We start from the raw sequence: 26,508 nt of genomic DNA on the forward strand, positions 1-26,508 counted from the left end.
ATACGTCATGCTAGCGAGAATTTTCATTCTCTATTTTAACACTCACTCGTTGTTCAGTTTTCAAAGGGCAATGTCATTTACAACTTTTACATCGTACCACATTCCAAGTCATAAAAGCAAGAACAATTTTTATTTCCTTGGTCTTACTTGGCTGCCTCAGAAGCGGCAAGAAGTAATATATCAAATTACCAAGCATAATGCAAGCATTATTTCAAAAAAAGTTTATTCGATCTATGATTACCCCGTTTTCAGCTTCATAAACCAGTTAGCTGCTCCTTTAATTTATACAAAAAAACGCACGGCTCCGAGGGACAGAGCCATGCGCTTCTTAGCTAAAATAAACTACTCGCCTTGACGCTCCCGCATCAACGGGAACAGCAGTACATCGCGGATCGAAGGTGCGTCCGTCAACAGCATGACCAGTCGGTCAATCCCGATGCCCAGACCTCCTGTAGGCGGCATGCCGTATTCAAGCGCGCGAATGAAATCATCATCCATCTCATGCGCCTCATCGTTGCCCTGCTCCTTCTCGACCAGCTGTGCCTCAAAGCGCTGGCGTTGGTCGATCGGATCGTTCAACTCGCTGAACGCATTCGCATGCTCACGGGCCACGATAAACAGCTCAAACCGATCCGTGAACCGCGGGTCCGTTTCGCTTCGTTTGGCCAACGGCGAAATCGCCACCGGATGTCCCGTAATAAACGTAGGCTGAATCAGCGTTTCTTCAACGAATGTCTCAAAGAACTGGTTGACGATATGACCGAAGGTCATCATCGGCTCGACCGGCACCTTGTGCTCCTTGGCCAGTCGATGCGCTTCCTCGTCGCTCATCTGCACGCTGAAGTCAACGCCCACGACTTCCTTGATCGCATCAACCATCGTCACGCGACGCCAAGCCGGCTTCAAATCTATTTCCTGACCTTGGTACATAATGGTCGTCGAACCGAGCACTTCTTGCGCAATATGCGCAATCATCTCTTCCGTCAGCTTCATGATGTCATGGTAATCCGCATAAGCCTCGTACAGCTCGATCATCGTAAACTCCGGGTTGTGGCGGGTGGAGATCCCTTCATTCCGGTAGACGCGGCCAATTTCATATACCTTCTCCATACCGCCGACGATCAGACGCTTGAGATGCAGCTCGATGGCGATCCGCATGTACAACTGCATATCCAGCGCATTATGATGAGTAATAAACGGACGGGCCGAGGCGCCTCCGGCAATTGCGTGCAGGGTAGGCGTTTCTACCTCCAGATAGCCGCGAGTATCGAGATAACGGCGCATCGACTGAATAATCCGGGAACGGGTAATAAACGTTTGTTGAACGTCCTGATTCATAATCAGGTCGACGTAACGCTGGCGGTAGCGCAGCTCGACATCCTTTAAGCCATGGTACTTCTCCGGCAGCGGCAGCAGCGATTTGGACATGACAGTAACCGAATCCGCCTTAACCGACAGCTCGTTTGTTTTCGTGCGGAACAACGTGCCGCGAACGCCGATCAGATCGCCGATATCGAGCAAGCTGTAAGCTTTATACGTATTTTCGTCGAGCGCATCCGCGCGGACATAAATCTGGATTTTGCCGGTAATGTCTTGAATATGGGCAAACCCTGCTTTACCCATCTCCCTCTTCTGCATAATCCGTCCGGCGATACTGACCTGCACCGACAGTTCATCCAGTTCTTCCTTGGTATTGGCCTCGTACGTTTTGGCGATTTCGCCCGCGTGATGCGAACGGTCAAATTTTTGCCCGAAAGGATCAACGCCCAACGCACGCAGCTCATCCAGCTTGTTGCGCCGGATTTGTAGCAATTCATTTAATTCCAGTTCGACCGTCATGTTTTTCGCTCCTTGATTGACTAAGTAAGTTCCAGTAGGTGCCGACCCGGCCTAATAGGCAAAAAAGCCTCCGAAGGAAGCTTCTTCAAAAAGGCATGTCTGTTACTTCTTGATATCAATTATTTCGTATTGAATGACGCCTGCAGGTACGTTTACGTCAACGACGGAACCTTTCCGCTTGCCCAGAATCGACTTGCCAACCGGACTTTCATTGGAAATTTTATTCTGAAACGGATCGGATTCGGCTGTGCCGACGATCGAATATTCAAGAATATCGCCAAATTCGAGGTCCTTCAAGGTAACCTTGGAGCCTACGCTGACCGTGTCCGTATCGACTTCGTCATTATTAATGATGCGCGCATTACGAAGCATTTTCTCCAGCGTAATAATACGTCCCTCAACAAAGGCCTGCTCATTTTTGGCATCCTCATATTCAGAGTTCTCGCTGATGTCTCCGTAGCCAATCGCTACTTTAATCCGTTCGGCCACCTCACGGCGCTTCACGGACTTCAAGTGTTCAAGCTCTTCTTCGAGCCTCTTCAGACCTTCCTGGGTGAGAATGACTTCTTTTTCGCTCATTGCCACATATCTCCCGTCATGTGAAAGATTTTCATAAGAACCAGTTCGACCGAACATGAGTTCGAGGAATTGCCGTATGGACGCATGGAAAGCAGTTATTTCCCGCTGACCCCGATGACTATTGCCTGATTATATTTCAAGGTCTGTTAAATGTCAATGTCAGCCAATTGGCGGTCATCACGCCCAGCTTGCGTCCATCAGCCCTATTGTACCGCCAATTCGCGATCTTCGAGCGAGTTGACGAAATCGTTCAACAGCTGCACAAGCGCGTCGCGCCGTGTTTGCTCCATGATGGCATCCTTGATCCGCGCAGCTCCATGGAGTCCCTTCAAGTACCAGGCCAGATGCTTGCGCATCTCCTTCACGGCAACCGACTCGCCCTTGAGCGCCGTCAGCCGGTCCAGGTGCAAAATCGCGATCCGGATTTTCTCCTGAGGGGTCGGATCGGCAGGCAGCTCGCCATTTGTCAAATATTGAATCGTCCGGTAAAGCATCCACGGATTGCCGAGCGCTGCCCGCCCGATCATGACGCCGTCAACGCCCGTATGATCCAGCATCCGTTTGGCATCCTCAGGTGTAAACACATCGCCGTTCCCGATAACAGGAATGCCGACCGAGGATTTCACTTCTTTAATGATGTCCCAATTGGCATGGCCAGTGTACATTTGGACCCGTGTTCGGCCATGAACGGCGACGGCTGCACCCCCGCCGTTTTCGACGGCCTTTGCATTTTGGACGGCATATACGTGATCATCGTCCCAGCCGATCCGCATTTTGACCGTCAACGGCTTGCTGACCGCTTTCGAAACGACCGACACCATCTGTTCGATTTTACCCGGATCGAGCAGCCAGCGCGCGCCCGCGTCACACTTCGTAATTTTCGGAACAGGACAGCCCATATTGATGTCGATAATATCAGCATTCGTATGCTTATCGACATATTTCGCCGCTTCGACCAGCGTCTCCACGTCGCCTCCGAAAATTTGCAGACTCAGCGGCTTCTCGCGCTCATCCACAAACAACATATCCAGCGACCGCTGATTGCCGTGCAAAATCGCCTTGTCGCTGACCATCTCCGCACAGACCAGTCCACAGCCGAATTCCTTGGCGATTAACCGGAAGGCCGGGTTGCAAACGCCTGCCATCGGGGCAAGCACAACTTTATTGGGGGCGGTAACGTTACCAATCGTTAACATGCTATTCACTCCTTTCTGCTTTAATTGCAAGCTTCCATGTCCAGGCTACATCCGCTCAACTCTGGCCGAAGCAACCGCCGGAGGAACCAGCTCCTCCGGGTCAATCCGGAGCGCAGCCGAAATTTGCCGGATCATTTGCTCATCGGCCTTGCGTGTTCCCCGCTCAATGGCGCCAAGGATGGCGATCGAGACGCTGAGACGCTGAGCCAATTCATTTTGCGTCAAGCCCTTTAATTTGCGAAATGCGCGGATGCGCTGGGCTAGTATATTTTTTTCCAAGCTGTAACGCCTTCCTTTCCTTCCACCCGTTCAAGCTGCTCCCGGTACGTACAGGTACGAGCCGGCTCCGCTTGCTCCATCGCATCAAGTAAAGGAATGAGCACAAAAGCACGCTCCATCATGCGCGGGTGAGGTATGATCAATTCGGGGTGCTCCTGGCGGTCAGTCCCGAACAGCAGCAGGTCCAAATCAACCGTGCGCGGTCCCCAATGGATCAGCCGCTTGCGGCCCAGCTGCTGCTCGACAGCCTGCATCCGCTCCAGCAACGGACCCGGGCGAAGCGTCGTATGGACAGCAACCACCATATTGAGGAATGGCTCCTGATCGACATAGCCGACAGGCTCCGTCTCATAAATGCCGGATTGCACCACCGCCGGGTCGATGGCAGGGTCCTCCGTCAGCAGACGGATTGCCTCCGATAAGTAGTACGCCCGGTCTCCGAGATTGGAGCCAAGCGCGATATAAGCCAACGTTAGCGGCCCGCGCTCGCTGTCATCCGGTACGTCCATTTCCTTATGCCTGCTTTCTATAAATTTCTGCCGACACTCCGTCAAATGAAGTTGCGACCGGCGGGTTCGGTTTGTGTACACGTACCGTAATTGCATGTATACCAGTATAAGTGGATAGCACCTCGGATGCAATATGTTCCGCCAGCGCCTCGATCAGTTTATAGGTGCGCTCCTCCACAATGCGGCGGGTCAGCTCGCACACCTCGGCATAGTTGACCGTATGCTCCAGCGCGTCCGTGCGCCCGGCTTCATCAAGCGGCATATGCAGCTCGATATCGACCCTATATCGTTGTCCCAGTTTGTTTTCTTCCGGAAAAACGCCATGGTAGCCGTAAAACGACATGCCTTTAATTATGATTTTATCCATCGCGCTGCGCCCCTCACTCTGTTATTCCTTGCGTGCGATGACGCATAATCGCATCGGTCATATCGGCTACGCGCCGCATCGCCTGCACATCATGCACGCGAACAATTCCGCAGCCTTGGACGATGCCAAGCGCAACGGTCGCTGCCGTTCCTTCGACCACGTCACTTGCCGGCAAGCCAAGCGTGCGGTGAATCATCCGCTTGCGCGAGGTGCCGAGCAATACCGGAAACCCTAACGCCGTAATCCGGTGCAGCTCCGACATCAGCTGCAGGTTTTGCTCCTGGGACTTGGCAAAGCCGAAGCCCGGATCAAGCACGATCTGCTCGTCCCGAATGCCGGCAGCCCTTGCTCGGGCAACGGCCGCTTGCAGATCGTTTACAACATCCTGTATAAAATTAGCATATACCGCTTCTGTCCGATTATGCATCAGCACAATCGGGCAGTTGAACTGCACAACCACGCCCGCCATCGCCGGGTCGTGCTGCAGCCCCCAAATATCATTAATGATGGAGGCGCCCGCCTGCATCGCCTCGCGAGCCGTATCCGCTCTGTACGTATCCACGGAAATCGGAGCGGTAATGCCCGCGGCCCGCAGCGCGCGAATCACCGGTACTACGCGTTCCTGCTCTTCGACCGCTGTGACCGGAGCGGCTCCCGGCCGCGTGGACTCACCGCCGATATCCAGCACATCCGCGCCCTCGGACAGCATTTGCTTCGCTCGGGCTACTGCCGCATCCGGTCGGTTATAGGCGCCGCCGTCCGAGAAGGAATCCGGCGTCACATTTAAAATCCCCATCACAAGCGTACGTCCCGCCTGCTCCTGCCGGGGGGACGATCCCCAGGGCCATGTCCAAACTGCGTCGTTCATTTTCCTTGTCCTCCCTCGTCAAGCAGCTTGCAGGTCTCCGCCCGGTACAAGCGCTGCAGCTGCCGCGTGACCGGCCCTGTTTCCCCGGCGCCGATCACATGAACAGCTCCATCCCGCTCAAACAATTGATGAACCGGCACAAGCTCCTGAATCGAATTGGTCAGAAACACCTCATCAGCCGCCGGCAGCCGCTCCCAGCGAAAACGACCCTCTGCCGCTTCCAATCCCAGCTCTCCAGCCAGCGCCAGCACCTTGCGCCGCGTGATACCCGGCAGCAGCCCGGTGTCGACCGACGGTGTCAGCAGCCGTCCCTGCTCGATAAAAAACAGGTTGCTGACCAGACCTTCGCATAATGCGCCCGTTCCGTCCAAAAACAGCCCTTCCGCGCCCGCTGCCCACGGGTACGTCCGCAGCTCTTGTTTGGCCAGTATATTGTTCATAAAATGCAGCGACTTGAGCCGAACCGGGCCTTCCGGCGTATTCCGCGGCAGCAGCAGCCGCTGCAGCGGCTTCGCCGCCGGAAAAGCAGCCGGATCATAAGTCGGCAGCGGCTTAATGTACAGATAATCCGCAGGCGCTTCATAATCGCCTGTCGGCAAGCCAAGCGCCTCTACACCCGCCGTCACCGTCAGGCGGAAGTACGCGTCAGCAAGCCCGTTGGCCGCCAGCAGCGCGGTTAACCGCCGCTCCAGCTCCAGGCGGTCCGAGGCATACCGAATTCCGACTTCGGCACAGCCCGCCTGCAGCCGCTCCAGATGCCAATCGAGTAAAAAAGGCTTGCCTCCGTACGTACGGAACGTCTCAAACAAGCCCAACCCGTAGAGAAAGCCATGGTCGCTTACCGAGACCACGGCTTGTTGTTCCTCAATCAAGGTACCGTTGCAATCCATAATCATGCCGGGCTGTTCACCGTTCCCTGGAGAAAATTGCGCAGCATCTGGTGACCATGATCCGTAATAATCGACTCCGGATGGAACTGCACGCCTTCAATCGGATATTCCTTGTGGCGGAGGCCCATGATCTCGCCTTCGGCCGTCTCGGCCGTAATCTCCAGACAGTCCGGCAGCGTCTCCCGTTTCACGATCAGCGAATGGTATCGCGTTGCGATAAACGGAGACGGCAGTCCTGCAAACACCCCTCGGCCATGATGGAAAATTTCAGAGGTTTTCCCGTGCATCAGCCGCTCTGCCCGTATAACATCGCCGCCGAACATTTGCCCGATGGACTGATGTCCGAGACAAACGCCAAAAATCGGAATCTGCCCCTTGAAGCGGTCAATCAGCGCCAGGCTGATTCCTGCCTCATTGGGCGTACATGGACCGGGGGAAATCAAAATATGATCGGGCGCGAGCGCTTCAATACCAGCCAGATCAATCTCATCATTACGGCGGACAATGATGTCCTGACCAAGCTCGCCGAGATATTGCACCAGGTTATACGTAAACGAATCGTAATTGTCGATCACCAAAATCATCGTCATTACCTCCTGCGGCTAATCGGCTGCCGCTCGCTGTATTGAATAGCCTTCCACATCGCTTTGGCCTTGTTCATCGACTCGATATATTCCTTCTCCGGCACGGAATCAATGACGATGCCCGCCCCGGCCTGCACATACCCTACACCGTCAGCAGCAACCAGTGTCCGAATAATAATATTGAACTCCATATCCCCGTTGTAGTCAATCCAGCCCATGGACCCGGTATACGGACCGCGCCGGACCGGCTCCAGCTCCTCGATAATTTCCATCGTGCGAATTTTGGGCGCGCCTGTAATGGTACCGCCGGGAAATGCTGCGGCAATCACGTCAAACGCGTCCCGGCCCGCAGCAAGCCGTCCCTCCACCTCGGAGACGATGTGCATGACATGGGAGTAATATTCGATGACCATGAAGTCCTTGACCCGCACAGTGCCGTACGCCGAGATGCGCCCGAGATCATTTCGCTCCAAATCGACAAGCATAATATGCTCGGCGCGTTCCTTCTCATGATGGATCAGCTCATCCGCCAGCCGCCGATCCTCCTCGGCATTTGCGCCGCGCGGACGGGTACCTGCAATCGGCCGGGTGCGGACAACCCCGCGCTCCAGCTGTACGAGCAGCTCCGGGGAGCCGGATACGAGCTGGAAGTCGGCGAACCGGAGCAGCCCCATATAGGGGGACGGGTTTACCCGCCGCAGCCACTCATAAATTTCCTCCGGCTCAGCGTCCAGCGTCTTGTGCTGCCGCACAGACAAGTTTACCTGAAACACATCGCCCGCCCCGATATAGTCGCGAATACGATCAACAGCGCCGATATAGGCGTCGCGGGGAAAATCAGCGGTCACCCCGGACAGCGGCCCCAGCTCCTGATGAAGCAAGTCCTCCTGAATACAGCGCTGCTTCTCTTCGACCTCCCGCACCAGCTCGGGCGACTGCCAGGCGGCGACAAGGCCATCCCACAGCGACTTCATACCCGCAACCTTCCGTCCGGCGGTCTCATAGCGTGACTGGAGCCACGCCTCCTTTGCTTCGCCGCCGGTGGCAAGATCAGCCGTCACATGCGTATGATAGGCGCAGTAGAGCATCTGCTCCTGGTGATCAATGATCCACAGCTCGTCCACACGCACGAAAGCGTAATCCGGCACCGGCAGATCAGCGGCTGCCTTGACCGGAAGCCGTTCAATGGTGCGGATGGTGTCATAGCCCCAGAATCCAAGGCAGCCGCCTACCCATTTGGGCGCGCCATCGACAAACGGAGCCCGATACGGGGCCATCCACTGCTTGACCAGCTCCAGCGGCTTGCCGCTCAACTGCCAGGGCTGCCGGCTCGGCTCGGTAACGACAGCCTCCAGGCCTGTGCCGCGAATTTCGGAAACCGGACGCAGGCCGAGAAAGGTATACCGCCCCCCTTTGCCGCTTTCCAATACAAATGCGCCGGGCAGCGCCTGCTCCCACGCAGGCGCCCATGACAGCAGCGGGACTTCCGCGAGGGGAAAGCTCTGTACGTAGGGCAGCACCGTGTAGGTGTCTGCCCACGTCGTCCATGATTCATAAGATGTCAGCAACATCGGCCATTCCGCCTTTTCTCCCGTTCGGATTCGAGTATTGGGATTAGTATACTTGAAAACGGCTATGAAAAAAAGGGCGTTGTTTGCTGCAAACGGACGCCCGTGGCGCATATACGCAAATAGCCCGCTCAGGCGAGCGGGCCGGGAAAATCAGGCGATCCTGCTTAATCTTCGAATTGATACAAAGGCGTGGACAAGTAACGCTCGCCGTTGCTTGGAAGAACCGCAACAACACGTTTGCCGGCTCCCAGCTCTTTCGCGACCTTCAGAGCAGCGAAGATCGCTGCGCCGGAGGAAATACCGCCAAGAATACCTTCTTCCTTGGCTACGCGACGCGATGTTTCGAATGCATCTTCATTTTCCACCTGAACAATTTCATCATACACCTTGGTGTCCAAAATGTCGGGTACGAAGCCAGCGCCGATCCCTTGAATTTTATGAGGGCCTGGCTTGCCGCCGGACAAAACAGGAGAAGCGGAAGGCTCCACCGCATAAATTTTAATGCCTGGGAAGTTTTCCTTCAGCACGCTGCCTGCACCTGTAATCGTACCGCCCGTACCGATTCCCGCGACAAACGCATCCAGCTTGCCGTCATGGCCTTGAATCGCCTGAACAATTTCCGGACCTGTCGTCTCACGGTGAATTTTGACGTTCGCAGGGCTTTTGAACTGCTGCGGAATGAAGTAGCCTGGGTTTTCAGCTACAATCTCTTCCGCACGCTTGATCGCGCCCTTCATGCCTTCTGCGCCAGGCGTCAGCACCAGCTGCGCGCCGTAAGCGCGAAGCAGGTTGCGGCGCTCGATGGACATCGTTTCCGGCATCACGATAATCGCCTTGTAGCCTTTAGCTGCTGCTACCAGCGCCAGACCGATGCCCGTGTTGCCGCTCGTAGGCTCAACAATCGTATCGCCCGGCTTGATGCGGCCTTCCTGCTCGGCTACCTCGATCATGCTGATGGCGATACGATCCTTAACGCTGGACCCCGGATTTTGGTATTCCAATTTTACATAAACTTCAGCGCTGCCCTCAGGCACAACGCGGTTCAGCTTCACAAGTGGCGTACCGCCAATCAGTTCCGTAATGCTTTGTACTAATCTTGCCATGGGTGTGTTCCTCCTCAGAATGTATAAAATATCCGACTAATTCGCTAGGTATTATACTGTCAATATTATCAACCTCTGGGTAGGTTGTCAACCTTTAAATTATCCAGACGCAACCAGCTCACTATCCCGAATCTGCACATTCCACTTCATCCGGAGCTTCGCCATCGTCTCCTTCAGCGGAGGAGCCTCCCTCAGCGCCAATTCGCGCCGTACCTGTTCGCGGATCGCCTCCTCCGTACCCTTGGACTCGGTTTTGCGCTCGCGCAGCTTGACCAGCACATAATTGCCGTCAACCTCGATCGGCTTGGACACCTGCCCCGGCTGCAGCTGCTTGCCAGCCTTCAGCACAGCCGGAGGGGTAAACGGATCATCCTCCTCCAGCCAGCCGAGATCGCCGCCCGAGTTGCGGGTCGCATCGTCCAGCGAGCGCTCCTTGGCTACCTTGGCGAAATCGGCCCCCTTGGCGAGCTCCGCACTTGCACGGTTTGCCTGATCCCGGCTCGCAGTTACGATTTGCTCCAGCCGCAGCCGCATCGTCGGCCGGAATTCATCCTGATGATGCTGGATATAATCATCGACTTCAACGTCTCCGACCCGGATGCCCTGGATCGAAACCTTTTCCATCAGCACCTTGTGTCTGACATCGGCGTTAATTTCTTCGCGTGACAGCCCCAGCTGCTCCTTCATCGCCTGATAAAACTGGGCTTCATTTTCATAGCCCTGCTGCATCCGTTGCAGCTCCCGCTGGATTTCCGATTCGCCAGCGTTGATGCCGACCGCTCCCGCTTCCTTGCGAACGACCTCCCGGTCGATCATCTGGTCGAGCACTTCTTTGCCGTATTTATGAAGCAATTGGTCCTGCAAATCTTGCCGCGTAATCACTTGTTCTCCGATGCTGGCAATCGCTCGCTCTTGCTCGGCCTTGCTCTGCGGTTCCGGATTCGAATGGGCATCAACGTCAGGCTGCCGATCAAGGCGGGTCGCTATTACGGAGGAGAGGACGCCAACGGCAACCAGCAGAATCGAGATCATTCCCCATAGTACCTTAACGTTTCGCATAACCTATCCCCTCAACTAATCCTCGCTTGTTTCCGGTCACAACCGCTCGACTGCTATCCGTCGGAATTATAAGGCAGCGATCAGCGCAGCAAGATCGTCCGCATCGAACCGGTACGTCTCATTACAGAAATGACAAGCAACCTCCGCCTGCCCATCCTCGGCCAGCAGCTGCTCCAGCTCTGAGCGCCCGAGACTGATCAAGGTTTGCTCTACGCGCTCGCGCGAGCATTTGCATTGGAACACAATATCTTCCCTGCGCTCCAGCACCTGAGCATCCGGCAGCAGGACTTGCAAAATGGACTCCAGACTTTCGCCTTGGTCAAGCAGATGCGTAATCGGCGGCAATGCGCCAAGCTGCTTCTCCAGCCGTGAGATTTCCTCGTCATCCAAACCCGGCATCAATTGAATAATAAAGCCGCCTGCCGTCTTCACCGTGTAATCGACATCAACGAGCACGCCCAGCGCTACCGCTGACGGCGTCTGCTCCGATTGGACGAAATAATACGTGAAGTCCTCTCCAAGCTCGCCCGACAAGATCGGAACACTGCCGCGGTAAGGCTCCTTCATCCCCAGATCCTTGGTCACGTACAAGAAGCCGTCTGTACCGACAGCACCCGCCACATCCAGCTTGCCCCGCGCATTCAGCGGCAGATCGACATCCGGGTTTTCCACATAAGCCCGCACCTCGCCCTTCGCATTGGCATCCGCGACGATCTGGCCGATCGGACCGCCGCCCTTGACCTGTACCGTCAGCTTTTCCTCGCCCTTCAGCATCGCCCCCATCATCAATGCCGCCGTAGCCGTACGTCCTAGCGCCGCTGTCGCTGTCGGCGTCGTTTGATGACGCGATCTCAGTTCTTCGACAATTGAACGTGTTCTAACGGCTACCGCCCGTACATTGCCCTCCAGCGCAGTCGCCCTGATCAAATAATCTTGCATGGTTGTTCTCCTTTATCTCTCCTGAACCGATGGTCGGCTCACATATTCCGTTCATAAATCATTCGCAGCCCTTGCAGCGTTAACAGCGGGTTTACCAGCTGAATTTTCCGCGATTCTCCGGCAATAAGCTCGGCCAGCCCTCCTGTGGCCACCACAAATGGACTGGACCCGGTTTCCTGCAAAATACGGTCGATCAGGCCGTCCACCTGCCCGGCAAAGCCGTAAATAATGCCGGACTGCATGGACGAAACCGTCGTCCGGCCCACCACGCTTCTCGGCTTGATCAGCTCAATCCGCGGCAGCTTGGCAGCATGCTGGTACAGCGCTTCCGTCGAAATGCCGATACCCGGAGCGACAGCTCCGCCAATATACTGGCCCTTCTCGTCCAAATAGTCCAGCGTCGTCGCCGTCCCGAAGTCCACAACGATACAGGGAGGGCCGTACAGCTCAAGCGCGGCTACCGCATTCACGATGCGATCAGCGCCCACCTCGCGGGGATTTTCATAACGGATATTTAACCCGGTCTTGATGCCCGGACCAATGACGAGCGGAGTCCGCTTGATATACTTCGCGCACAGCTGCTCCAGCACAAACATCATCGGAGGCACGACACAGGAAATAATAACGCCCTGCACCTGCTCCAGGCTTAGCCCTGCATGCACAAATAGCTGATGCATCATCATCCCGTATTCATCCACCGTAGTTGACCGGCTTGTGCTTAGCCTCCAATGATGAAGCAGCTCCTGCCCGCGATACAAGCCGAGCACGATAGTTGTATTCCCAACATCGACGGCCAAAATCATGCCTGAACCGCGCCTCCCGGACTTTTTCGTGCATTCAGGTCCAGACTAATATCCAGCGCCTGCACCGAATAGGTCAACCGGCCAACGGAAATGACATCAACGCCTGTTTCCGCCATCGGGCGGACCGTATCCAGCGTAACCGTTCCCGACGCTTCGATCACAATATGAGGCGCAGCGCTTCGCAAACGCGCTACCGCCTGCCGCATCAGCTCCGGCTGCATATTGTCGAGCATGATAATATCAGGCGCAGCCGACAAAGCTTCTTCCAGCTGCTCGGAATTTTCCACTTCGATTTCAATCTTCATCGTATGCGGAATCGTTGCGCGCGCGCTGCGAATCGCCTCCGTAATGCCGCCGGCGCCCTTAATATGATTATCCTTGATCATGACCGCATCATACAAGCCAAAGCGATGATTATACCCGCCGCCCACACGAACGGCATATTTCTCCAGCATCCGGTGTCCCGGCGTCGTCTTGCGCGTGTCGACCAGCCGTGTCGGCAGCCCGTCCAGCCGCTCAACAAACTGGCGCGTCCGCGTAGCGATCCCCGACATCCGCTGCAGCAAATTCAACGCAAGCCGCTCGCCAAGCAAAATGCTGCGTGTGCTTCCATGAATCTCGGCCAGCACCGTACCTACCTGTACGGCCTGTCCTTCAACAGCCTTCGCCTCAAAGCGCAGCTGCGGATCAACGACGGCAAACACCGCCTCCGCTACGGCAATTCCGGCCACGATTCCGGTATCCTTGACATGAATAATACCGACGGATTGCGATACAGCGGGGATGGTCGTCATCGTGGTCATATCGCCCATGCCAATATCTTCTTCCAGCCAAGCCCGGATGCTGGTTTCCAGCGCCTGCCGGTTTAACTCAAACATCATCCATCCGCCCTTCCGTCGTCCCATTTTTGCGGCTGAACACCGTATGCTTGCGCCATACGAGATCATCGCGCTCCGGGAAGTCCTCCCGGTAATGCCCTCCGCGGCTTTCTTCGCGAATCAGCGCCGCTTCGGTCGTCAGCAGCCCGCAGATCAGCAGGTTGGCGAACTCATACTCTTCCCGTTTCGTTAAAGAGCTGTCGAAAATCGCCAGATGTCGCTTCAGCTCCTCATAGCCCTTAGTCAGCCCCTTGCCGGTGCGGACCAGCCCTGCGTAACGAAGCATCAGCTTCTGCAGCTTCAGCCGTTTCTCGACCACAGGTTGGATCGGATGCTCCTGGGACCGGCGCTGCTCCTGTACCGGAGGATTCAAGCCGATGTCCGGCAGCTCGGCAATTCGCTCCACGATCCGTCTGCCAAACACAATCGCCTCAGACAAGGAATTGCTGGCCAGCCTATTTGCTCCATGCACGCCGGTGGAGGAAACTTCGCCGCAGGCAAACAACCGCTTGATTGATGTTTCCCCGTGCAAGTCCGTCTCCACGCCGCCCATCATATAATGCGCAGCCGGCGCAACCGGAATCCAATCGGAGGACAGATCAAGCCCGTAATGCAGACATGTCTCGTAAATCGTCGGAAACCGTTGCTTCACCGTTTCTTCCGATTCATGCGTAAAATCAATATAAACAAAAATAGACTTCGTGTTCTCCATCTCGCTTACGATCGCGCGAGCCACGATATCACGCGGCGCCAGCTCCAGCTGCGGATGGTACCGCTCCATAAAACGCTCGCCGTTGATGTTCCGAAGAACCGCCCCTTCGCCACGCACAGCTTCCGAGATCAGGAAACGCGGCGCTCCCGGGTAACATAACGCAGTCGGGTGGAATTGAATAAATTCGACATCGCGGATATGAGCGCCCGCCCGGTAAGCAATAGCTATGCCGTCACCCGTCGCAATATCCGGATTGGTCGTATAACGAAACAGCTGCCCGGCGCCTCCGGTGCATAGCAGCGTTGCTTTCGCCTTCACGAATACTTTTGTTCCATTCGGCTTCTGAACAAGCGCGCCGAAGCATTCACCCTTATAGGTGATCAAGTCGATGACGAAGTGGTCATCCCAAATCTCAATGTTCGGGTCCTGTTTCGTACGCTCTGACAGCGCACGTACGATTTCAGCGCCAGTCGCATCTCCCTGGGCATGCAAAATACGGCGTTGGCTATGCGCTCCTTCCTTGGTCAGCGCATAGCGTCCGTCCTCCATGTCAAACTCCGTGCCCATCCGGATCAAATCCTTGACGCCAGCCGGGCCTTCATGGACAAGCACATCCACAGCGGTCGATGAACATAAGCCCGCTCCGGCGATTAACGTATCCTGCCGATGATAGGCGGGCGAATCCTCGTCAGATATGACAGCGGCGATGCCCCCCTGGGCGTAGCGGGTGTTGCTGTCGAGCAGCGACTTCTTCGTCACCATAAGCACCTTGTGCTGCTCGGCGCTGCGGAGCGCTGTAAACAAACCGGCGATTCCTGCGCCGATCACGATCACATCCGTATGTACGGTAGGCAACTGCTCCAGATCAAAATTAACCAGATAACGCGGAATCACGTGGACTCTCACCTTCCCATCAAGAGAAGTAGCGCATGCTACTTGACCTGCAGCATGCGCTCCAAGGATAAACGGGCTTGATCAGCCACGTTTTGCGGGACATAAATTTGCGGACTGTTCGTTTCTAAACATTTGACGACTTTTTTCAGGTTATTTACCTTCATATTCGGACAAACCAAATATTTCGTTGCGAAGTGGAAGGTCTTATGCGGGCTGTCCAAACGTAATTGGTAACCGGTTCCATCTTCCGTCCCAACAATAAACTCCTGGCAGTCGGATTCCTTGCAATATTTGATAATGGCGGTCGTGCTGCCGACGAAATCTCCAAGCTTTACAACTTCAGGGCGGCATTCCGGATGCACCACAAACTGGGCATTCGGATATTGCGCCTTCATCTCTTCTACATCTTTGACGGTCAGCATATCATGAGTGTTGCAATAACCTTCCCAAATAATCATCTTTTTGTCTGTAAATTTGGAAACGTAGTCGCCGAGGTTTTTATCCGGTACCCAGATCACTTCCTCTGCATCCACAGATTCGATGACCTTAATCGCATTCGCCGACGTACAGCAAATGTCGGTTTCGGACTTCACCTCGGCCGAGGTGTTAATATAAGCAACCACCTTTGCATGCGGATGCTGCTTTTTCAATGCCCGTAACCCGTCGACATTCACCATGTCAGCCATTGGACAGCCTGCGCGCTCATCCGGGATCAGGACTGTTTTGTTCGGAGCTAATATTTTAGCACTCTCTCCCATGAAGTGGACACCGCAAAAGACGATGACCTCCGCATCAGTCGAAGCGGCTTTCTGAGCCAGCAAGAAGGAATCGCCGCGAAAATCGGCAACCTCCTGAATTTCGTCCCGTTGATAGTAATGAGCAAGAATAATAGCATTACGTTCCTTCTTCAGTTGTGCGATACGTTCCTTTAATTCGCGCTGTTGTTCAGCCTTACGCTCCAGTGCCAGAGCTTCCATCATGCACCTTCCTTTACCATACGTAGATAAGACCCCTAAGTCAGATGGTGAAAATGTTCACAAAGATATTAAAGATTTACACCTAATTTACACGTGCGGCCCCTGCTGTGTCAACATTTAAATGCCTGAAAATCGGGACGAAAGCTGGCATTTCGCAAGCCCTTATGGGCTGCGGCGGCGACATAAGCTTAGTTTCTCGCGAATAAGCTGCTTTTAGTCCGGAACCATCAGGAAAACTCGAAAAACCGACGCCAGAAGGCGCCGGTTTCATCATGTGCATTAAGCTTTTGGTTCGTCGTCCGGATCTTTTTTGTCGAAGTCCAGCTTATTGGCCTCCGCATCAGCTTCCTGACTTTGAATGTTTACCTTAACTTCATCGCCAGCCGTCGAAGCGTCTGATTCAGGAAGCGCGCCCAGCTTGCCGCTTTCGATCAATTCCTTGATCTGTTCCTTCTCCAGTGTTTCCTTGTCGATGAGCGTCTCGGCAATCAGGCGAACCTGATCGCTGTATTTTGTTAAAATTTCCTTCGCCCGCTCATAGCATGCGCGGATGATCGTTTGCATTTCCTGGTCGATCTCGTAAGCGATCGAATCGCTGTAGTTTTGCTCATGTCCGATATCGCGACCCAGGAAAACTTGACCTTGCGAAGTCCCAAATTGCATCGGACCAAGCTTCTCGCTCATCCCGAACTCCGTGATCATGCGGCGCACGATACTTGTTGCCCGTTGGAAGTCGCTGTAAGCGCCTGTTCCGATTTCGCCGATAAACAGCTCCTCGGCTACGCGGCCTGCAAGCAAGCCGGTAACTTTATCAAGCAGCTCGTTTTTCGTCTGCATCATCTTGTCTTCGCCTTCTTTAGGCAGCATCATCACATATCCGCCAGCGCGGCCGCGCGGGATGATGGTCACCTTATGCACGACATCTGCATGCTCGGCATGAATGCCGACAACGGTATGGCCGGCTTCGTGGAACGCCACCATCCGCTTCTCGCGTTCGCTAATCACGCGATTTTTCTTCTGTGTACCTACAATAACCCGGTCAAATGCTTCGTCGATTTCTTCCATCGAAATATCTTTGCGGTTGCGGCGAGCCGCAATCAGCGCAGATTCATTCAACAGATTTTCGAGATCAGCGCCGGAGAAGCCTGTCGTATAACGGGCGAGCTGGTCCAGCTTGACATCCTTGGCCAACGGCTTGTTGCGCGCATGCACTTTAAGCACCGCTTCGCGGCCTTTAACATCCGGACGGTCAACCGTAATTTGACGGTCAAAGCGGCCTGGACGAAGCAAAGCAGGGTCCAAAATATCGGCGCGGTTTGTCGCCGCCACGATAATGATTCCTTCGTTGGCTCCAAAGCCATCCATCTCGACGAGCAATTGGTTAAGCGTCTGTTCTCTTTCGTCATGACCGCCGCCGAGACCGGCGCCGCGCTGACGGCCCACCGCATCAATCTCATCTATAAATATGATACACGGAGCGTTTTTCTTTGCATTTTCGAACAAGTCACGCACACGGGATGCACCGACCCCGACGAACATTTCCACGAAATCAGAGCCGCTGATGCTGAAAAACGGAACGCCGGCCTCTCCTGCAACCGCTCTGGCGAGCAGCGTTTTACCGGTTCCCGGAGGACCGACAAGCAATACGCCTTTCGGAATCCGCGCGCCGACAACCGAGAACTTGCGCTGATCCTTGAGGAATTCGACAACCTCTACCAGCTCTTGCTTCTCTTCATCCGCACCCGCTACATCCTCGAAGGTCACTCGTTTTTTCTCTTCATTATAGAGCCTAGCGCGGCTCTTGCCGAAGTTCATTACCTTCCCACCGCCGCCCTGGGCGTTATTCATCAGGAAGAAAAACAAGATGAAGATGATGACAAACGGGATAATGGATGTGAAAAAGCTGATCCAAATGTTATCCCCTTCCATCTTCTCAATGACAATCTTAGTGGCGGGAATGTCGCTTTGTTCAATTAGCCGGAAGACATTGGTATCTCCCTGTTCATACGGCGCACGGGCTTCGAAATTTTTCTTCTCCGGCGTATCCGCGTTTTTGAGCGTCCCCCTGACCAAATACGTTTGGGCATCATACTTGACGATGATCGAATCTACATTCTTGTTTTGCAACTGCACCCGGAGTTCGCCATAACTGATGACTGACTTCTGATCGTTCTGGGTGCTTATGAAATGAACAATTCCGACGGTGACTAGAAAGATCAGCAGATAAAAGCCTGTGTTACGTATAATGCGATTCATCCCCTACCTCCTCTCAACAAACGGCAACTTTGTATATTGTACCACAGCAAGTCTCGGCTTCTCAAGAAATGCTACGTGGAGTAAATCTCGGGTTTCAAGACGCCGACATACGGCAAATTGCGGTACTTCTCCGCGTAATCCAAACCGTACCCGACAACAAAAGCATCAGGGATCTCGAACCCTTTGTAATCGGCATCCAGATCGGCGGTTCTGCGCGCCGGCTTGTCGAACAGAGCGGCTACCGTAACGGATAACGCGTTGCGTCGCTCCAGTACGTCAATCAGATAGCTCAACGTCAGACCGCTGTCGATGATGTCCTCCACGATTAAAATGTGGCGGCCTTCCACCGGAATATCGAGGTCCTTCATAATTTTGACGACACCGGACGACTTGGTGGCATTCCCGTAGCTGGATACCGCCATGAAATCAAGCTCCAAAGGTATCGTAATATGCTTAACCAGATCCGACATGAAAATAAACGCGCCTTTCAGCACACAGATGACTAGCGGATTCCGGCCTTCAAAATCACGGCTGATGCTTGCTGCCATTTCCTGTACCTTGTCTTGAATTTGCTGCTCACTGTACAAAATTTCCTGAACGTCGTTTTGCAAGAGTAGTCCTCCTACTGTAAAGTAAAATCGGCTTGCAGCTCGATAACCAGCCTGCGCTTGCTTTCCTCCCGGACCGGCGCCAAAGAGGATCGCCGTACACCCGGCAGCCACACAATCCGCCCCGCTCCGTCGGCAAGCAGCGGGATTCGCTCCCGAATCCGGACAGGAACCTTCGCGTCAATGAACATATCCTTTACTTTTTTCGAGCCGTTTAATCCGTAGGGAGATATGCGGTCTCCGGGAAGGCGGCTGCGGATAAGCAAAGGCCATGACATGTCCATCGCATCAAACTCGGCCCTCCAGACATCCCCCCCTGGGGAAGACAAGTCCGCTTCCGGTGCAAGCGTGCGAAACGTCAGCCGGACTCCGGTCTCGGCGATCTCAAGCTCCGCCTGTCCTTCCGGCACCCGATACGCGTAGGGGGCAGGTGGTAACACCATAGTATGAAGCATTACCCGATCATATTCCCTGCTAAGCATAAGGTCGGAATCCAGCGGCAGCCGGAGATTGGCCCCGTGCGGGCGAAGCGCAGCCATACGGATTTGTTCGATTCTCTGAAAATCAGCGCTTTCCGTATCTAGAGCAAGATAACTTAATATTAGTTTAATCAATCGCCTTTGTAAAGCGACGTGAAGCGCGGCAAACCATCCCGCAGACCAGGTGAAACCGCCGTCCCGAGCAGCCACATGACCGGCAAACAGCTCACGGGTTTGCAAAGCCAGCAGATCATCCTCCGTCCCAGCCACTTCGGCCAGCCTGTTCAACGATTCCGGCAGACGCTCCTGGTAGCGCGCCAAGTAAGGCAGCACATCCAATCTAACCTGATTGCGGAAGTACGCGGCCTCCAGATTGCTGCTGTCGGTGCAGTAAGCCAGCGAGCACTCCCGGCAGTACGCAATCAGCTCCGACTTATATATACGCAGCAACGGACGGACAAGTTCCATTTCGTGCTCCATGCGCCGGAGCGGGATACCCGCCAGCCCTGAAGGGCCTGCTCCGCGCAGCACCCGCATCAGGACGGTTTCAGCCTGATCGTCGGCATGATGCGCCAGCGCGATCCGATTCGCGCCCGCCTCACGCGCCACCTCATGCAGAAAGCCGTAGCGCCTGTGTCGGGCTGCCGCTTGCGAGTTGCCGCCGTGTGCCGCCAAATAACCGGGCATATCGAGCCGGATCATCCGGAACGCCACCCCCAGCTCCTCTGCCAGACGGCGTACAAACTCCGCCTCCTGCGCCGACTCCTCTCCCCGGTAGCCATGATCGACATGGGCAGCGGTCAGCTTCCAGCCCCAGGCGCCGGACAAGACGAAAAGGAGATGCAGCAGCGCTACGGAATCGGGTCCGCCCGATACCGCAACCACCACTCCGTCCCCTTCTGCCAGCAGCGACTGCTCCCGGATAAACCGCTCCACCTTCGCTCGTAAAGCCCAATCCGCTTCCATAGCCGCCCCCTTCTCCCCGGTCTACTTAAATGAATAATAAAGCGCCGCCGCAAACAGCACGATGGAAGCCGCGAAGCAGACCGTAATCCAGGCGCCGCTTGTTTTCGGCTTCCGGACAGGCAGGCCGGCTTGCAGGCTGCGCGCCCGCCAGTCGGCCAGCGCCTGCTTCGAAGAGGCATATCGGCCTGTAAGCGCCTTCCGCAGCACAGGCTCCACGGCAGCCAGCCGCCGGTTTGCTTTCAGCAAATCCAGCAGCACCTCCGGGCTGCGGTTTTGCGGCAGCATCCCCGCTGCATCGACGAAGCGCCGATCCCGTTCCGTTACACTGAGCAGCAGCGCCGCGAAGGAGAACAAATCGTAGCCGTCATTGGCCGTTCGCGCCCCCGCTCGCCAGTAGCCGCGGTCGAACACTTCCGTGAACTGCTTGACGCTGCGCCCTGCAGCCGTCACGCCGCCGAAGTCGATCAGCTCCACTTCCCCGTAAGCGGTCACCAGCATATTTTCCGGCTTCAGGTCGCAGAAGACGTAGCCGCTGGCATGCAGCTCAGCCAGCTTGCGAAGCAGGTTCAGCCCGATGACATAGGTCCAGTCAAAGCCATTGTCCCGCAAGTAATCGTCCAGCGGCTTTCCCTTAATATATCGCATCACGCTGAACGGATACTCCGCGCCGTTCCACTGCACATCGTCGGCTTCGATCCAGGTGTGCCGAAACGAGGTCGAGGAACGGGACAACGCCTTCAGCGCGTTCACTTCGGACTGAAGATCCAAGGCGTCAAAGCCCAGCTTGAGCGCATAATGCTTCTTGCCTTGCCTGACCAGATACACCTTGCCGTTCTCTCCCTCGCCGAGCGGCCGCTCCACCTGATACGAACGTTTATTCCATTTTCCCGTGATGACCGTTCCCGGAGGAAACGAGAGGTCAAACGATATAGTCACTCCAGATCCCTTCCTCGCGCCTGCCCGCAGCCCCGGCTTGGCCGATGGCGGCAGTCGGCTTGTCATATCCATAGGTATCGGCATTTTCAGCGACAAACTGAACGACTTTCATCAAGGCAGGGCCTGTCGGCGTCGTTCCCCTCATGTTTAATTTATAAAACAACCGGTTCACATTTGCAAGATTCGTCGTCCAGTCGAGATCCATCGCAACCTCCTGATCGCCGCTTACGTTTCCCGGGAAATGAAACACCGCCACCTGGCTGACCCCTGTCCGTGCCTGCAGGCTGAGCTGCAAATCGTGGATCGCTTCCTTCACCGCCTGCAGCTTGGGCTTCATGCTGGCGCTCGCGTCGATCAGCAGCGCTACCTTCAGCTCCGCCCGTTCGGACCAGTCGTCGATCACCCGCACGACCTCAGAGCGCTCGGCCGGCGGCAGCGCCTCCACCCGGTCATGGCCGAGAATCGTCCGCAGCTCATGCCCGACCGCCTGTCGGACCGTCCGCGCTACCGTCTGGCGCGTCATCATCTGGACCGTCTGCGACAGCTGCACGGGCCTGACAATCCGGCTGACACCACCGCCAGCCTCCGCGATTTCCCGAATTTCCTCCGCCCCCAGCAAACCAAGCTCCCCGTCATCGGTAATGCCGATCACATGCACGACGATCCCTTCCGCCTGCGCACGCGCGGCCGCTACAACCGGACTGAGGCCTACATTCGAGCAGCCGTCCGTGACTACAATAATTTGCTTCACGCTGGTTCCTCCTATCTTCTTAGTAGCTATCTTCTTAGTAGCTATTTTTTCCAGTTAAGAGGATTCTAAACGCGCCCGCAGCAATCTGCTCCGGTTATGCCACGCTCACAGCAACGTCCACAGCACAGTCCACAGCACCATCGTCGCTGCTTGCGAATACGGCTGTTTGCGGCTTGCCGAAGGAAGCGCAGAGGCTCGCAGCCGGGGGCGAACGGCAAATAAGCGGTATCCATCGCGGACACCGCTTTGCCTTGAGGGTGACGGGTCGGGTGCTGGCATCAGCTCACCGTGCGCGGCCGCTCGATCCGCTCCATTCCCGGCATACGGAAGGTCGCCCACTCGGGCTGGAACTTGTCAATACGGGCTACGACAACCGTCATATCATCGTAAATGTCGCCATGATGGTAGCGGACAACGCGCTCCAGCAGCACATCGGCGAAATCCTGCGGCTGCTCCGCATCAATTTCGGTAATCATCCGCTTCATCCACAACTCCTTGTTCACGGCATGCCCAGGCGCATCATATATGCCATCCGTCATCATAATGAGCAGATCGCCGTGCTTAAGCGGCACCGTGACAAGATCAACATCAATCTCATGCAAAATCCCGACCGGAAGGTTGTTGGCCGTCACCGGAAACACCTCCTGTCCCCGCTTGATAAAGCTTGGCGTCGAGCCGATCTTCATAAACGTCGTGCTTGCGTTGTACAAATCAATTAGCGCAACATCCACCGTTGCAAACACTTCGTCCGAGGAACGAAGCATCAGCACCGAATTCACCGACTTGATCGCCAGCTTCTCATCCATACCCGACTGCAGCAGCTGCTGCAAAATGGACAGCGCGGCGCTGCTTTCGGCGCGGGCGCGCTCGCCATTGCCCATCCCGTCGCTGAGCGCCACCGCAAACTTCCCGTTGCCCAGCTCGATAGTGCTGAAGCTGTCGCCTGACAGCAAATCTCCCCCCTTGGCGGCGCCGGCGATGCCGGTCTCCACCTCATATTCCTTCGCCGAGCCAAACAGCACTGTGCTGTACCCCTCCTTGCGTTCGACCGCCGACTCATTTTTGACCGCGATATGCTCGCCTAAAATTTCCGAGAGCAGCGGCGCGATAATTTTCCGGCATTCATCAAAGCCGCGTGTATATTGATGAATAATTTCGATCTCGACATTGCCCTCGTCCAGACTGATGATGTCAATGCCATGAATGGACAGCCCCAGCTCCTCCAGCGCGCTGCGGATTTGCTCCTCCTGCATGAACAACTCCTGTCCCTCCCGCTTGATCTCCTTCGCCAGATCCTCCATCACCTGCGAAACGCCTGACAGCTGCTCGGCGACAAGCTGACGGCTGTCCCAAATCTGCTTTTTCCAATGCTGGTCATTCTGGTAAACCGCGTACTGCTGCCGCATAATATCCAGCACCTGATCCGGCTTCACGCACAGCCGCTTCCATTCCGGCAAAATGTCCTTGCGGGTCATCGTCTCGCGCAGCTCCACCTCCGTCATCATATCGGTCATATATTTGTAGGTTTGATAAAACCGTTCGTCCCAGCACTGCGTCCGCTTCCAGCAGGTCGCGCAGGATTTCTCGGCTACGGCGTTCATGAAATGCCCGACATCCTCCTCCTTGCGCAGCGGCTGCGAATCGACGGTTATTTGCTTGAAGCTGCGTGACAGCTGCCTGAACACCTCCGAAAACTGCTCGACTCGCTGAGCGGTGACATCCCGCACGCGCCGGGCGTAATCCTGCTGCGACTTCAGGTTTTCCTGCGTACCCGGCACATACTTGGCCAGCGTCTGGATAACCGTGGAGGGGGTCAGCAAAAATAACGCCACGGCCGCCACCGATTCCCAGGTCGAGCTCATAATATCGGCGCGATTGCCCAGATAGACGGACAAAATCGACGAGCCCAGCAGCATGCCAAACGCTACCGCCATCCGGTTCCCTTCCTTGAGCAGCCCGGCCAGCATACCGGCGAAGGCCAGCAAGCTCATCTGGTAAATGGCGCTGGAATTGGCCAAGCTTAAAATCAATCCGGTAACAACGCCGACCGAAGCGCCAAACGGCGCGCCGCCAACGAGCGCAAACAGCAAAATCAAATATCGCGACAGCACATGCTCAAGCGTCAGAGAGCCTGCCGTCCAGCCGACGGTTCCTGTCATCACCGAGGCCAGCAGGATGATCAGGCAGATCACTTCCTCATTTTTGAGGCTGTAATTTTTGCGGGTCAAGGTGAACACAGGCAGCGCCTGTAAAAAAATATGGGTCAGCACGAGACTCAGCAAAGCCTCGACCCCGGTCATCATCAGCGTATACCAGTTGAACTGGGTCGTAACGAGATGCGAGAAGAGCTGAACGAAAAAGACCGTAATAAACACCATCGCCGGAGCATATGAAATATCAGAGCGTTGAAACCGTTCAATGCCTTTCTGTAAAAGCAGAAAAACGAGCATTTCGACGACTAAATAGCCGGTATGCATCGGTTGTAAAGAAAACAATCCGCCCGCCGCCAGAAATACTCCCGTCCAAGGCAGCAGCTCGCGCCGCAAAAAATACATGACAGCGAAAAACGCAACGCCAAACGGCGCCAGCTCATCCAGGATCATGGCCCGCCCAAGCAGGAATGCCATAACTAGCAGCAGCAGGGACCACTTTTTGGCGACTACGAGCTGGACAAGTCTGTTTTCCACGATCGTCCGTCTGATCGACTTCCCAAGCTTGTCCGCCGGTTCGTAAGCAGCCCGCTTGACTCGTTTGAACATTTCATTTTTCTGCATCATTCTGAACACCACCCATACACTTATTTAGTGGTTCTTAGTATACGGGCTGTCCATCGGAAAGTTTGTCACAATGCGTTGCGATACCGAAGGTTTTTTCCGACAGAGACGAAAGCAGCGCGAAATGAGCAAGAAACTCGTGACAGCTAAAATGAAAGCGCTAACAATATTGTAGCGCGAAAGGCTTGTCACCTCATGTTCGCAGCTTGTTCGATTCGAAACCGCCCTGATTACGGGAATACCTGTCGATTCTCCGCCACCGTCAAGAAGAAGCGACAAAACTAGTGTCGGCCAAACGCCGGCCGCTCATCGGCTGACAATTTACTACGATTTGCTGCGTGATCTCGAATACATGACAAAATAAGACCCCGCAGGCAGCGGGTGCTGCACACAGGGTCTTAGGAATGAATAGCGGCAGAGGGGATCGAACCCCCGACCTTACGGGTATGAACCGTACGCTCTAGCCAGCTGAGCTACGCCGCCGCAACAAAAATGAGTATATCTCACCGACCATCGCTTGTCAAGCAAAAAAGCCGTTCGTCCCGGCAACCGGTCAGCGAACAGCTTTGAATCTTTATTATAGTNGCAACAAAAATGAGTATATCTCACCGACCATCGCTTGTCAAGCAAAAAAGCCGTTCGTCCCGGCAACCGGTCAGCGAACAGCTTTGAATCTTTATTATAGTAATCCTCTTAAAGAAAGCGTATGCGGTTTATCTTAATCTCTGCGCGCGCCACGGCCGCCACGTTTACCCTCCGTGTTTTTCTTGAGGGAGGAGATCCGATCTTCGCTGTCCTTCAGAAAACGAGCCATTTTGTCTTCAAACGTAGGTTTGCCTGCGGGAGGTTTACCGCCACGGCCACCACGGTCTCCACGGCCGCCTCCAAATCCGCCGCCGGGCCGGTCGCCGCGACCAAATCCACCACCAGGGGGACGGTCACCTTGCCTGTCAAAACGAGCGGGCCTTGCCGGAGCGGCATCCACCGGACGATCAACGGACTGCTTGATCGACAACCCGATTTTGCCGTCTTTGTCGACATTAATCACTTTCACGGTGACGATATCGCCTAGCTTGAGATGATCGTTGACATCTTTTACATAGTTGTCTGCAATCTCCGAGATGTGTACGAGTCCTGTAACTCCCTCGGAAAGCTCGACGAACGCCCCAAAGTGAGTAATGCCTGTCACCTTTCCTTGCAGCTTGCTGCCCACTTCAATTGCCATAAAGTAAACTGATCCTCCCTTAAATAGTTAGACAAACAAAAAAGAAAACGAAGCTACGCCGATTATATCGCACCGCTTATCAACGGTCAACATGGTGATGCGCCTATGTTGAGGTTATTTCTTGACAGTCTGCGGCGAATAAAACAACGTCTCTCCCGGTTTCACATATTGAAGCTCCTTGCGAATGATTTGCTCGATATATTCGGGATCATTCAGCCGTGCGATTTCCCGGTTCGCGTTATCCTGAATCCGCTGGGCTTCGACCTGCTTCTGCACCAGCGCATTGACCTTTTCCTTCCGGTCGCTGATCTTGTCAACCTGGTCCCAGAGGGTGAGTCCTGCCCAGCCCATAAAGCAAGCGAAGATCAGCACAACCAGGCGACGACGCCGAATCGAGCCCTTCGTGAGGGGTTGCGGATTGGTTGCTTTAGAAGCTGCCTGCTGCATGTTGAGCGAATCCTCCTAG

General features: G+C 55.0%; 25 protein-coding genes and 1 tRNA gene. All 26 read right to left on the bottom strand.

Going from position 1 to position 26,508, the window contains the following annotated elements:
• Window positions 1-342: 342 nt before the first annotated feature.
• On the bottom strand, window positions 343-1,839 hold the full coding sequence (gene lysS / locus AC6ROY_RS21970; RefSeq protein WP_500102736.1) for a lysine--tRNA ligase: 1,497 nt from the start codon (window positions 1,837-1,839) through the stop codon (window positions 343-345).
• Between the two features lie 102 nt (window positions 1,840-1,941).
• Window positions 1,942-2,418, bottom strand: a complete 477-nt coding sequence (gene greA, locus AC6ROY_RS21975) for a transcription elongation factor GreA (RefSeq protein ID WP_341420116.1) — start codon at window positions 2,416-2,418, stop codon at window positions 1,942-1,944.
• Window positions 2,419-2,621: 203 nt separating this feature from the next.
• Window positions 2,622-3,614 (bottom strand): tRNA dihydrouridine synthase DusB, encoded by a 993-nt coding sequence (gene dusB, locus AC6ROY_RS21980; protein WP_500102737.1) that lies wholly within the window; start codon window positions 3,612-3,614, stop codon window positions 2,622-2,624.
• A gap of 45 nt (window positions 3,615-3,659) precedes the next feature.
• A complete protein-coding gene (locus tag AC6ROY_RS21985) occupies window positions 3,660-3,893 on the bottom strand; it encodes a helix-turn-helix domain-containing protein (RefSeq protein WP_500102738.1) in 234 nt (77 codons plus the stop codon).
• Entirely contained in the window at window positions 3,875-4,402 is a 528-nt protein-coding gene (gene folK, locus AC6ROY_RS21990) for a 2-amino-4-hydroxy-6-hydroxymethyldihydropteridine diphosphokinase (protein WP_500102739.1), read from the bottom strand. Before folK ends, AC6ROY_RS21985 begins: the two co-directional genes overlap by 19 nt.
• A gap of 4 nt (window positions 4,403-4,406) precedes the next feature.
• Window positions 4,407-4,769, bottom strand: a complete 363-nt coding sequence (folB, locus tag AC6ROY_RS21995) for a dihydroneopterin aldolase (RefSeq protein WP_500102740.1) — start codon at window positions 4,767-4,769, stop codon at window positions 4,407-4,409.
• Window positions 4,770-4,782: 13 nt separating this feature from the next.
• Window positions 4,783-5,637, bottom strand: a complete 855-nt coding sequence (gene folP / locus AC6ROY_RS22000; RefSeq protein WP_500102741.1) for a dihydropteroate synthase — start codon at window positions 5,635-5,637, stop codon at window positions 4,783-4,785.
• A complete protein-coding gene (locus tag AC6ROY_RS22005; RefSeq protein WP_500102742.1) occupies window positions 5,634-6,533 on the bottom strand; it encodes an aminotransferase class IV in 900 nt (299 codons plus the stop codon). The genes folP and AC6ROY_RS22005 overlap by 4 nt, the downstream gene beginning before the upstream one ends.
• Window positions 6,530-7,111 (bottom strand): aminodeoxychorismate/anthranilate synthase component II, encoded by a 582-nt coding sequence (gene pabA, locus AC6ROY_RS22010; protein ID WP_500102743.1) that lies wholly within the window; start codon window positions 7,109-7,111, stop codon window positions 6,530-6,532. The genes AC6ROY_RS22005 and pabA overlap by 4 nt, the downstream gene beginning before the upstream one ends.
• Window positions 7,112-7,116: 5 nt before the next feature.
• The gene (locus AC6ROY_RS22015; RefSeq protein ID WP_500102744.1) at window positions 7,117-8,682 is read right to left on the bottom strand and encodes an anthranilate synthase component I family protein; all 1,566 of its coding nucleotides are present in this window, start codon (window positions 8,680-8,682) and stop codon (window positions 7,117-7,119) included.
• Between the two features lie 164 nt (window positions 8,683-8,846).
• A complete protein-coding gene (gene cysK, locus AC6ROY_RS22020) occupies window positions 8,847-9,785 on the bottom strand; it encodes a cysteine synthase A (protein WP_500102745.1) in 939 nt (312 codons plus the stop codon).
• Between the two features lie 99 nt (window positions 9,786-9,884).
• Window positions 9,885-10,844: a peptidyl-prolyl cis-trans isomerase gene (locus tag AC6ROY_RS22025; RefSeq protein WP_500102746.1), complete on the bottom strand. Its 960-nt coding sequence runs from the start codon at window positions 10,842-10,844 to the stop codon at window positions 9,885-9,887.
• Window positions 10,845-10,910: 66 nt separating this feature from the next.
• Window positions 10,911-11,783: an Hsp33 family molecular chaperone HslO gene (hslO, locus tag AC6ROY_RS22030; RefSeq protein ID WP_500102747.1), complete on the bottom strand. Its 873-nt coding sequence runs from the start codon at window positions 11,781-11,783 to the stop codon at window positions 10,911-10,913.
• Window positions 11,784-11,821: 38 nt separating this feature from the next.
• Window positions 11,822-12,586, bottom strand: a complete 765-nt coding sequence (locus AC6ROY_RS22035) for a type III pantothenate kinase (RefSeq protein ID WP_500102748.1) — start codon at window positions 12,584-12,586, stop codon at window positions 11,822-11,824.
• Complete coding sequence (nadC, locus tag AC6ROY_RS22040) at window positions 12,583-13,467, bottom strand: carboxylating nicotinate-nucleotide diphosphorylase (RefSeq protein WP_500102749.1); 885 nt, start codon at window positions 13,465-13,467, stop codon at window positions 12,583-12,585. Before nadC ends, AC6ROY_RS22035 begins: the two co-directional genes overlap by 4 nt.
• Window positions 13,457-15,070, bottom strand: a complete 1,614-nt coding sequence (gene nadB, locus AC6ROY_RS22045) for an L-aspartate oxidase (protein WP_500102750.1) — start codon at window positions 15,068-15,070, stop codon at window positions 13,457-13,459. Before nadB ends, nadC begins: the two co-directional genes overlap by 11 nt.
• A 38-nt stretch (window positions 15,071-15,108) precedes the next feature.
• Window positions 15,109-16,047, bottom strand: a complete 939-nt coding sequence (nadA, locus tag AC6ROY_RS22050; RefSeq protein WP_500102751.1) for a quinolinate synthase NadA — start codon at window positions 16,045-16,047, stop codon at window positions 15,109-15,111.
• 279 nt (window positions 16,048-16,326) lie between these two features.
• Entirely contained in the window at window positions 16,327-18,303 is a 1,977-nt protein-coding gene (gene ftsH / locus AC6ROY_RS22055; protein WP_500102752.1) for an ATP-dependent zinc metalloprotease FtsH, read from the bottom strand.
• Between the two features lie 71 nt (window positions 18,304-18,374).
• Window positions 18,375-18,914: a hypoxanthine phosphoribosyltransferase gene (gene hpt, locus AC6ROY_RS22060; RefSeq protein WP_500102753.1), complete on the bottom strand. Its 540-nt coding sequence runs from the start codon at window positions 18,912-18,914 to the stop codon at window positions 18,375-18,377.
• An 11-nt stretch (window positions 18,915-18,925) separates the two neighbouring features.
• Window positions 18,926-20,356, bottom strand: coding sequence for a tRNA lysidine(34) synthetase TilS (gene tilS, locus AC6ROY_RS22065; RefSeq protein ID WP_500102754.1), 1,431 nt, complete (start codon window positions 20,354-20,356; stop codon window positions 18,926-18,928).
• A gap of 21 nt (window positions 20,357-20,377) precedes the next feature.
• Window positions 20,378-21,292 (bottom strand): serine/threonine protein kinase, encoded by a 915-nt coding sequence (locus tag AC6ROY_RS22070; protein ID WP_500102755.1) that lies wholly within the window; start codon window positions 21,290-21,292, stop codon window positions 20,378-20,380.
• Window positions 21,276-22,043: a vWA domain-containing protein gene (locus tag AC6ROY_RS22075; RefSeq protein WP_500102756.1), complete on the bottom strand. Its 768-nt coding sequence runs from the start codon at window positions 22,041-22,043 to the stop codon at window positions 21,276-21,278. Before AC6ROY_RS22075 ends, AC6ROY_RS22070 begins: the two co-directional genes overlap by 17 nt.
• A gap of 278 nt (window positions 22,044-22,321) precedes the next feature.
• Window positions 22,322-24,820 (bottom strand): stage II sporulation protein E, encoded by a 2,499-nt coding sequence (spoIIE, locus tag AC6ROY_RS22080; protein ID WP_500102757.1) that lies wholly within the window; start codon window positions 24,818-24,820, stop codon window positions 22,322-22,324.
• 406 nt (window positions 24,821-25,226) lie between these two features.
• Window positions 25,227-25,300 (bottom strand) — tRNA-Met (locus AC6ROY_RS22085).
• Window positions 25,301-25,535: 235 nt separating this feature from the next.
• On the bottom strand, window positions 25,536-26,042 hold the full coding sequence (locus AC6ROY_RS22090; RefSeq protein WP_500102758.1) for a S1 domain-containing RNA-binding protein: 507 nt from the start codon (window positions 26,040-26,042) through the stop codon (window positions 25,536-25,538).
• A gap of 114 nt (window positions 26,043-26,156) precedes the next feature.
• Window positions 26,157-26,489: an FtsB family cell division protein gene (locus tag AC6ROY_RS22095; RefSeq protein ID WP_500102759.1), complete on the bottom strand. Its 333-nt coding sequence runs from the start codon at window positions 26,487-26,489 to the stop codon at window positions 26,157-26,159.
• Between the last annotated feature and the right edge of the window lie 19 nt (window positions 26,490-26,508).

Source organism: Paenibacillus sp. sg306046 (genome assembly GCF_059821225.1).

What these genes read in the sequence shown, in the direction of transcription:
- lysS (WP_500102736.1), bottom strand. Translation starts at nt 1,839, where the DNA reads ATGACGGTCGAACTGGAATTAAATGAATTGCTACAAATCCGGCGCAAC.
- greA (WP_341420116.1), bottom strand. Translation starts at nt 2,418, where the DNA reads ATGAGCGAAAAAGAAGTCATTCTCACCCAGGAAGGTCTGAAGAGGCTC.
- dusB (WP_500102737.1), bottom strand. Translation starts at nt 3,614, where the DNA reads ATGTTAACGATTGGTAACGTTACCGCCCCCAATAAAGTTGTGCTTGCC.
- folK (WP_500102739.1), bottom strand. Translation starts at nt 4,402, where the DNA reads ATGGACGTACCGGATGACAGCGAGCGCGGGCCGCTAACGTTGGCTTAT.
- folB (WP_500102740.1), bottom strand. Translation starts at nt 4,769, where the DNA reads ATGGATAAAATCATAATTAAAGGCATGTCGTTTTACGGCTACCATGGC.
- folP (WP_500102741.1), bottom strand. Translation starts at nt 5,637, where the DNA reads ATGAACGACGCAGTTTGGACATGGCCCTGGGGATCGTCCCCCCGGCAG.
- AC6ROY_RS22005 (WP_500102742.1), bottom strand. Translation starts at nt 6,533, where the DNA reads ATGATTATGGATTGCAACGGTACCTTGATTGAGGAACAACAAGCCGTG.
- pabA (WP_500102743.1), bottom strand. Translation starts at nt 7,111, where the DNA reads ATGATTTTGGTGATCGACAATTACGATTCGTTTACGTATAACCTGGTG.
- AC6ROY_RS22015 (WP_500102744.1), bottom strand. Translation starts at nt 8,682, where the DNA reads ATGTTGCTGACATCTTATGAATCATGGACGACGTGGGCAGACACCTAC.
- cysK (WP_500102745.1), bottom strand. Translation starts at nt 9,785, where the DNA reads ATGGCAAGATTAGTACAAAGCATTACGGAACTGATTGGCGGTACGCCA.
- AC6ROY_RS22025 (WP_500102746.1), bottom strand. Translation starts at nt 10,844, where the DNA reads ATGCGAAACGTTAAGGTACTATGGGGAATGATCTCGATTCTGCTGGTT.
- hslO (WP_500102747.1), bottom strand. Translation starts at nt 11,783, where the DNA reads ATGCAAGATTATTTGATCAGGGCGACTGCGCTGGAGGGCAATGTACGG.
- AC6ROY_RS22035 (WP_500102748.1), bottom strand. Translation starts at nt 12,586, where the DNA reads ATGATTTTGGCCGTCGATGTTGGGAATACAACTATCGTGCTCGGCTTG.
- nadC (WP_500102749.1), bottom strand. Translation starts at nt 13,467, where the DNA reads ATGATGTTTGAGTTAAACCGGCAGGCGCTGGAAACCAGCATCCGGGCT.
- nadA (WP_500102751.1), bottom strand. Translation starts at nt 16,047, where the DNA reads ATGGAAGCTCTGGCACTGGAGCGTAAGGCTGAACAACAGCGCGAATTA.
- ftsH (WP_500102752.1), bottom strand. Translation starts at nt 18,303, where the DNA reads ATGAATCGCATTATACGTAACACAGGCTTTTATCTGCTGATCTTTCTA.
- tilS (WP_500102754.1), bottom strand. Translation starts at nt 20,356, where the DNA reads ATGGAAGCGGATTGGGCTTTACGAGCGAAGGTGGAGCGGTTTATCCGG.
- spoIIE (WP_500102757.1), bottom strand. Translation starts at nt 24,820, where the DNA reads ATGATGCAGAAAAATGAAATGTTCAAACGAGTCAAGCGGGCTGCTTAC.
- AC6ROY_RS22090 (WP_500102758.1), bottom strand. Translation starts at nt 26,042, where the DNA reads ATGGCAATTGAAGTGGGCAGCAAGCTGCAAGGAAAGGTGACAGGCATT.
- AC6ROY_RS22095 (WP_500102759.1), bottom strand. Translation starts at nt 26,489, where the DNA reads ATGCAGCAGGCAGCTTCTAAAGCAACCAATCCGCAACCCCTCACGAAG.